The sequence below is a fragment of the Streptomyces durocortorensis genome (assembly GCF_016901035.1).
GTDB lineage: Bacteria > Actinomycetota > Actinomycetes > Streptomycetales > Streptomycetaceae > Streptomyces > Streptomyces durocortorensis.
This window is the reverse complement of sequence record NZ_JAFEUF010000290.1, coordinates 1-7,522: the sequence shown is the minus strand read 5'-3', so window position 1 is coordinate 7,522 and position 7,522 is coordinate 1. Positions and strand designations below refer to the sequence as shown.

6 protein-coding genes are annotated in these 7,522 nt (G+C 68.7%); 4 read left to right on the top strand and 2 right to left on the bottom strand.

What is annotated here, in order from left to right:
* Window positions 1-245: 245 nt before the first annotated feature.
* The 4 genes from rpsL (at window position 246) to tuf (ending at window position 4,609) form a co-directional block, all read left to right on the top strand.
* Entirely contained in the window at window positions 246-617 is a 372-nt protein-coding gene (gene rpsL / locus JS521_RS31625) for a 30S ribosomal protein S12 (RefSeq protein WP_003948652.1), read from the top strand.
* Between the two features lie 2 nt (window positions 618-619).
* Window positions 620-1,090 carry a 30S ribosomal protein S7 gene (gene rpsG / locus JS521_RS31620; protein ID WP_007445917.1) on the top strand — a complete coding sequence of 157 codons (471 nt, stop codon included), beginning with the start codon at window positions 620-622 and terminating at the stop codon, window positions 1,088-1,090.
* Between the two features lie 38 nt (window positions 1,091-1,128).
* Entirely contained in the window at window positions 1,129-3,258 is a 2,130-nt protein-coding gene (fusA, locus tag JS521_RS31615; protein ID WP_205086351.1) for an elongation factor G, read from the top strand.
* A gap of 157 nt (window positions 3,259-3,415) precedes the next feature.
* Complete coding sequence (tuf, locus tag JS521_RS31610; protein WP_010058805.1) at window positions 3,416-4,609, top strand: elongation factor Tu; 1,194 nt, start codon at window positions 3,416-3,418, stop codon at window positions 4,607-4,609.
* A gap of 249 nt (window positions 4,610-4,858) precedes the next feature.
* Here tuf and JS521_RS31605 read toward each other — a convergent pair whose 3' ends face one another.
* Together JS521_RS31605 and JS521_RS31600 are read right to left on the bottom strand one after the other, a co-directional pair.
* The gene (locus JS521_RS31605; RefSeq protein WP_088576221.1) at window positions 4,859-5,584 is read right to left on the bottom strand and encodes a S1 family peptidase; all 726 of its coding nucleotides are present in this window, start codon (window positions 5,582-5,584) and stop codon (window positions 4,859-4,861) included.
* A gap of 112 nt (window positions 5,585-5,696) precedes the next feature.
* Window positions 5,697-7,522: DUF8189 domain-containing protein (locus JS521_RS31600; RefSeq protein ID WP_205086350.1), on the bottom strand; the 1,826-nt coding region annotated here is incomplete at its 5' end.

The window sequence follows — 7,522 nt, the reverse complement described above, 5'->3', positions numbered from 1 at the left end:
CGCCCGGCCCCGCCCATTTGTTTTGACCCAGCTCCGTGAGGTAGGTACGCTCAAGCCTTGTGCCTGGGGTGTGCCTGGGCTCGTGTGCGTGTCATCAGCCGCACCGCGAGTCCGTCAGTAGCCACCGCAATCTGCGCCCCTCCCGCCCCCAGGGCGGAAGTCCGCAGTATTCGACACACCCGACCGCGTGGGTCGGCGATGTTCCAGGTTAGTTTCACGAACGGCACACAGAAACCGGAGAAGTAGTGCCTACGATCCAGCAGCTGGTCCGGAAGGGCCGGCAGGACAAGGTCGAGAAGAACAAGACGCCCGCGCTCGAGGGTTCGCCCCAGCGTCGTGGTGTCTGCACGCGTGTGTTCACGACCACCCCGAAGAAGCCGAACTCGGCGCTCCGTAAGGTCGCGCGTGTGCGTCTGACCTCCGGCATCGAGGTCACGGCCTACATCCCGGGTGAGGGACACAACCTGCAGGAGCACTCCATCGTGCTCGTGCGTGGTGGCCGTGTGAAGGACCTGCCGGGTGTTCGTTACAAGATCATCCGCGGCTCCCTTGACACCCAGGGTGTCAAGAACCGCAAGCAGGCCCGCAGCCGCTACGGCGCCAAGAAGGAGAAGTAAGAATGCCTCGTAAGGGCCCCGCCCCGAAGCGCCCGGTCATCATCGACCCGGTCTACAGCTCTCCTCTTGTCACGTCGCTGATCAACAAGATCCTCCTCGACGGCAAGCGTTCCACCGCCGAGCGGATCGTGTACGGCGCCATGGAAGGCCTCCGCGAGAAGACCGGCAACGACCCGGTCATCACGCTGAAGCGCGCGCTTGAGAACGTCAAGCCCTCGCTCGAGGTCAAGTCCCGCCGTGTCGGTGGCGCCACCTACCAGGTGCCGATCGAGGTCAAGCCCGGTCGCGCCTCCACCCTCGCTCTGCGCTGGCTCGTCGGTTACTCCCGCGCCCGCCGCGAGAAGACCATGACCGAGCGCCTCATGAACGAGCTGCTCGACGCCTCCAACGGCCTCGGCGCTGCGGTCAAGAAGCGTGAGGACACGCACAAGATGGCCGAGTCCAACAAGGCCTTCGCGCACTACCGCTGGTAGTCGCTACCCCCATCGAGACCGAGAGAAGACTGAGCCTTATGGCCACCACTTCGCTTGACCTGGCCAAGGTCCGCAACATTGGGATCATGGCCCACATCGACGCGGGCAAGACGACCACCACTGAGCGGATCCTCTTCTACACCGGTGTGAGCTACAAGATCGGTGAAGTCCACGACGGCGCTGCCACGATGGACTGGATGGAGCAGGAGCAGGAGCGCGGCATCACGATCACGTCCGCCGCGACGACCTGCCACTGGCCGCTCAACGATGTTGACCACACCATCAACATCATCGACACCCCGGGTCACGTCGACTTCACCGTCGAGGTGGAGCGTTCGCTCCGCGTCCTCGACGGCGCCGTCACCGTGTTCGACGGTGTCGCGGGCGTCGAGCCGCAGTCCGAGACCGTTTGGCGTCAGGCGGACCGCTACGGCGTGCCGCGTATCTGCTTCGTCAACAAGCTCGACCGCACCGGTGCGGACTTCTTCCGCTGCGTCGAGATGATCGTGGACCGCCTCGGCGCGACCCCGATCGTCATGCAGCTCCCCATCGGCGCCGAAGCGGACTTCACGGGCGTTGTCGACCTCGTGTCGATGAAGGCCTTCGTGTACCCCGAAGAGGCCGCCAAGGGCGAGATGTACAACACCGTCGACATCCCGGACAACCTCAAGGAGAGCGCCGACGAATGGCGCGCCAAGCTCCTTGAGGCCGTGGCCGAGAACGACGACGCCATGATGGAGCTGTACCTGGAGGGCACCGAGCCCACCCAGGAGCAGCTGCACGAGGCGATCCGCCGCATCACCCTTGCGTCGAAGGGCAGCGCCGACTCCGTCACGGTCACTCCGGTGTTCTGTGGCACCGCGTTCAAGAACAAGGGCGTTCAGCCCCTGCTCGACGCGGTCGTGCGCTACCTGCCTTCCCCCCTGGACGTCGAGGCCATCGAGGGCCACGACGTGAAGGACCCGGAGAAGGTCATCGCCCGCAAGCCCTCGGACGACGAGCCGTTCTCCGGCCTGGCGTTCAAGATCGCGAGCGACCCGCACCTCGGCAAGCTCACCTTCGTCCGGATCTACTCCGGTCGCCTGGAGGCCGGCACCGCGGTGCTGAACTCCGTCAAGGGCAAGAAGGAGCGCATCGGCAAGATCTACCGCATGCACGCGAACAAGCGTGAGGAGATCGCATCGGTGGGCGCCGGCGACATCATCGCCGTCATGGGTCTCAAGCAGACCACCACCGGTGAGACGCTGTGCGACGACAAGAACCCGGTCATCCTGGAGTCCATGGACTTCCCGGCGCCGGTCATTCAGGTCGCCATCGAGCCGAAGTCCAAGGGTGACCAGGAGAAGCTGGGTGTCGCCATCCAGCGCCTCTCGGAGGAGGACCCCTCCTTCCAGGTGCACTCCGACGAGGAGACCGGCCAGACCATCATCGGTGGTATGGGCGAGCTTCACCTCGAGGTGCTCGTCGACCGCATGAAGCGCGAGTTCCGCGTCGAGGCGAACGTCGGCAAGCCCCAGGTCGCGTACCGCGAGACGATCCGCAAGGCCGTCGAGCGCATCGACTTCACGCACAAGAAGCAGACTGGTGGTACCGGCCAGTTCGCGAAGGTGCAGATCGCCCTTGAGCCCATCGAGGGTGGCGACGCCTCCTACGAGTTCGTCAACAAGGTCACCGGTGGCCGCATCCCCCGTGAGTACATTCCCTCGGTGGACGCGGGTGCTCAGGAAGCCATGCAGTTCGGCATCCTGGCCGGTTACGAGATGGTCGGCGTCCGCGTCACCCTTCTCGACGGTGGTTACCACGAGGTCGACTCCTCGGAGCTCGCCTTCAAGATCGCCGGTTCGCAGGCGTTCAAGGAGGGTGCCCGCAAGGCCTCTCCCGTGCTCCTGGAGCCGATGATGGCCGTCGAGGTCACCACGCCCGAGGACTACATGGGCGATGTCATCGGCGACCTCAACTCCCGCCGTGGCCAGATCCAGGCCATGGAGGAGCGCAGCGGCGCTCGCGTCGTGAAGGGCCTCGTGCCCCTCTCGGAGATGTTCGGCTACGTCGGAGACCTCCGCAGCAAGACCTCGGGTCGCGCAAGCTACTCGATGCAGTTCGACTCCTACGCCGAGGTTCCGCGGAACGTCGCCGAGGAGATCATCGCGAAGGCCAAGGGCGAGTAACTCTCCCGAGCTCACGCTTTAGGCTTGTCACCGGAGCCTGGCGGGCATGCGGCACAGCGCGCGAGCACTGTGCCGTATGCCCCCGGCGCCGGCACCCCAGCAAAGATCACCTGGCGCCGATGAAGCAAGGCGTACAGAACCACTCAGGAGGACCCCAGTGGCGAAGGCAAAGTTCGAGCGGACTAAGCCCCACGTCAACATCGGCACCATCGGTCACATCGACCACGGTAAGACGACCCTCACGGCCGCCATTACCAAGGTGCTGCACGACGCGTACCCGGACCTGAACGAGGCCTCGGCCTTCGACCAGATCGACAAGGCTCCCGAAGAGCGCCAGCGCGGTATCACCATCTCCATCGCGCACGTCGAGTACCAGACGGAGTCGCGTCACTACGCGCACGTCGACTGCCCCGGTCACGCGGACTACATCAAGAACATGATCACGGGTGCCGCGCAGATGGACGGCGCCATCCTCGTGGTCGCCGCCACCGACGGCCCGATGCCGCAGACCAAGGAGCACGTGCTCCTGGCCCGCCAGGTCGGCGTCCCCTACATCGTCGTCGCCCTGAACAAGGCCGACATGGTGGACGACGAGGAGATCCTGGAGCTCGTCGAGCTCGAGGTCCGTGAGCTCCTCTCCGAGTACGAGTTCCCGGGCGACGACGTTCCGGTCGTCAAGGTCTCGGCGCTCAAGGCGCTCGAGGGCGACAAGGAGTGGGGTGAGTCCGTCCTCAACCTGATGAAGGCTGTCGACGAGTCCATCCCGCAGCCCGAGCGTGACGTCGAGAAGCCGTTCCTCATGCCGATCGAGGACGTCTTCACGATCACCGGTCGCGGTACGGTCGTCACCGGCCGCATCGAGCGTGGTGTCCTGAAGGTCAACGAGACCGTCGACATCGTCGGTATCAAGACCGAGAAGACCACCACCACGGTCACCGGCATCGAGATGTTCCGCAAGCTGCTCGACGAGGGCCAGGCCGGTGAGAACGTCGGTCTGCTCCTCCGTGGCATCAAGCGCGAGGACGTCGAGCGCGGCCAGGTCATCATCAAGCCCGGCTCGGTCACCCCGCACACCGAGTTCCAGGCGCAGTCCTACATCCTGTCGAAGGACGAGGGTGGCCGTCACACCCCCTTCTTCAACAACTACCGCCCGCAGTTCTACTTCCGTACCACGGACGTGACGGGCGTTGTGACCCTTCCCGAGGGCACCGAGATGGTCATGCCGGGTGACAACACCCTCATGGACGTCGCGCTGATCCAGCCGGTCGCCATGGAAGAGGGCCTGAAGTTCGCCATCCGTGAGGGTGGCCGGACCGTGGGCGCCGGCCAGGTCACCAAGATCATCAAGTAGTTTCTGCTTGGTCCTTGGACCTGGTGGCTCACTGAGCTGCAAGAAGGGCCCCCCACCGCGAAAGAGGTGCGGGGCCCTTCGCGTACCCGCGGTCGGTGCGCCGGACATGGTTGTAGGGCCCCGGTACCTCGGGCGGTGAGGTACGGGGGCCCTACGGTTTCAGGGGGACGGCGGACCGGTCAGGTGCCCGCCGTCCCGGGTGGGGCGTTCAGGGCGCGCCCGGCAGATCGGGACCGGACAGGCCCTGGGTCAGACGCCCGCGATCGACCGGATCCAGGACCGGTACGCGGTGACGTTCGTGTACGCGGTCGTGGTCTGGCGGTCGCTGGTGGAGGCGACGCCGACCTGGATGCCGTTGGCGGTCATCGGGCCGCCGGAGTCGCCGCCGGCGGTGATGCCGTTGCCGCGGCGGGCGCAGATCGCCGAGCCGCCGTACGCGTCACCGCAGCCGCCGGTGACCGTCACATTGGCGACCTTCAGGTAGCGCGACTGGCAGTTCGCCTCCGAGCCGCACTGCGAGGTCGCGCCCCAGCCCCAGACCTGGACGCTCTGGCCGACGCTCACCGAGCCGGGCGAGCCGAGGCGGGAGTAGGTGGCCTGCACGGAGCGGTCCAGCCGGACGAGGGCCAGGTCCGAGCTGTGGGTGTAGGTCTGGGCGCCGTTCGCGACGACACCGCCGCTGTGCTGGTCGAGGCTGCCGATGCGGAACGACAGGCCGCCGCCGGTGACGCAGTGCTTGGCGGTGAGGATCCAGGTCGGCGCGATGATCGTCGCCGAACAGGTCTCTCTGCCGTTCGAGAAGAGCCGGGCGGCCCAGGGGGCGTTCTGGGCGTAGCCGCCGCCGATGATCTGGGTGGTGGGCGGCGGGGCGTCCTGGAGCGGCGGCGCGGGTGCGGCCGTCGCGGACGGTGCGAAGAGCGAGAGGACGCAGGCCGCTGCTGCGGCGACAGCGGGCATGAGCCGGGATATGCGCATGATGCCTCGTTTCGCGCGACACGCTGGGTAGGCGTGTCCGTGGGGGATGGTGGGCAACAGGGTGCCGGGGCGCGACGAGGGCGGGGTACTAACGTTTGGCCATAACGCGGCGTTATGGGGCGGGAGTTGGGGGGAGCGGCCCCTTCTGTGGCCGCCATGCCCAGGGCGCTGCGTCCGGGCCGAACCCCACGACGGCGGACTGCCCGTCCGCCGCGCCCAGGTGGAGAGCGGCGCCGTCCAGGGCGACGGGGCCCCGGGAGCGTACGGCGATGCCCTCGGCGGTACGCACCTGGATCCGGCCCTCCGCGGACCGGCCGAGCAGGACCGGGCCGGCCGGTGAGGCGGCGGCGGTCACCGGACCGTACCCCCCGAAGCGGGGCGCGGGAGCCTCCTCGGCGCGCACGGCGACGAGCCGCTCGCGCTCGGCGGGCCGGTAGTACAGCTCCACGGACCCGTCGGGCGCCGGGAGTGCGCCGGGCGCGTGCGCGGGGACGGGGGCATCGGTGAGCTGGGTACGGGCGGTGACGTCGGTGCCCGGGGCGTCCTGGGTCCAGTGGTGCACGGCATGGTGCCCGGCCGCGTACACGTGGACGCGCCCCGCCGTGTCCACGAGCGCGGTCACCCCGTCCTGGATCTCGCCGCCGCCCATGTCCCGCCAGCCGCTCCAGCGGCCGGTGACCGCGTCGCGCACCCGGGTGCTCAGCCCCTTCTCCGCGTTCCGTACGAAGAGGTGGACGCGGCCGTCCGGGGCGGTGACGGCGACCGGGGTTCCGATGCGGCGGCCGTGGTCGGGGCCGGTCGCGGGGTTGCCGAGGCCTCGCCAGGCGAGGAAGGGGCCGCCGGGGGAGCGCTGCTCCAGGAGCACGATCTCGCGTTTGTTGTCCGCGCCGTGCCCGCCGAGCGCCGCGAACCGCAGCCCGAACAGCAGCTGCCGCCCGTCCGCCGTCACCGCGGCGCCCAGTACCGGGGCGAGCGGCCCACCGCCGAGGTCGTCCGGCGCATCCCAGATCCCGCTGCCGGGCGCGCTCTCGTGCCACCGGACGGCCCGCAGCCCCAGCACCCCGTAGGCGATGAGCCGGCCGTCCGGCCCGGAGGCGACCTGGGCCCGGGGGCCCGGGTAGCGGTGGTGGGTGGAGCGCACCCAGCCCTTGCGGTTGGTGAGCGGCCGGTCGCCGCCCACGTTGTAGTCCCCGCAGCCGGAGGGGTTGCCGCACTCCCAGTCGGGGGCGCCGCCGTAGGGGACGAGGTGGGCGGCCTTGCGCTCCAGCACCGCGGGCGGCAGGTTCTTGGGCCAGTGCCGGTTGTAGTACCCCCGGAACGCGGCGACGACGAACCCGGGCACCGGCTCCCCGCGCCCCGTCGCCCGCGCCACCCAGCGGATCAGGGCGGCCCAGGCGAAGCACCCGGCGGCGGTGTGGTCGGCGTGGTCGGAGTACCCACGCTGCTCGCTGTCCCGGCGGCGCTCGTACTCGCTGCTGAACTGGAGGTCCGGGTCCGGGTCGAGGGTGTGCACGACGGTCGGCCGGTACTGCTCCAGCAGCCCGACGAGGACGTCTGTCAGCGACTCGTACGTATACGAACCGGCGCGCTCCAGCGGCGAGTTGTCGGCGACGACGGTACGCAGCACGAGCCGGCGGTCACGCCAGAGACTGGGCAGACCGGGGCGGCCGCGCCCGGTGTGCATCGCGGTGTTGAGGAAGACCAGCTCGACCCGGCGGGCGCCGTCGGCCAGGACGTTCACCTCGGCCCGGTGACCGCCGTGCAGGGTCACCACCGACTTCAGCCAGGGCGTGAACCGGTCGAGCCCGAGCAGCTCGGCGTACGCCTGGCGCAGGCCCTGATGGCGGGAGGAGGAGTACGCGGCACGGTCGGGGGCGGGGGCGGGGGGCCGGGGGGTCTTGTTGAGGCCGTCCGCCTCGCCCGCGGTCAGATACACAC

What these genes read in the sequence shown, in the direction of transcription:
- rpsG (WP_007445917.1), top strand. Translation starts at nt 620, where the DNA reads ATGCCTCGTAAGGGCCCCGCCCCGAAGCGCCCGGTCATCATCGACCCG.
- fusA (WP_205086351.1), top strand. Translation starts at nt 1,129, where the DNA reads ATGGCCACCACTTCGCTTGACCTGGCCAAGGTCCGCAACATTGGGATC.
- JS521_RS31605 (WP_088576221.1), bottom strand. Translation starts at nt 5,584, where the DNA reads ATGCGCATATCCCGGCTCATGCCCGCTGTCGCCGCAGCAGCGGCCTGC.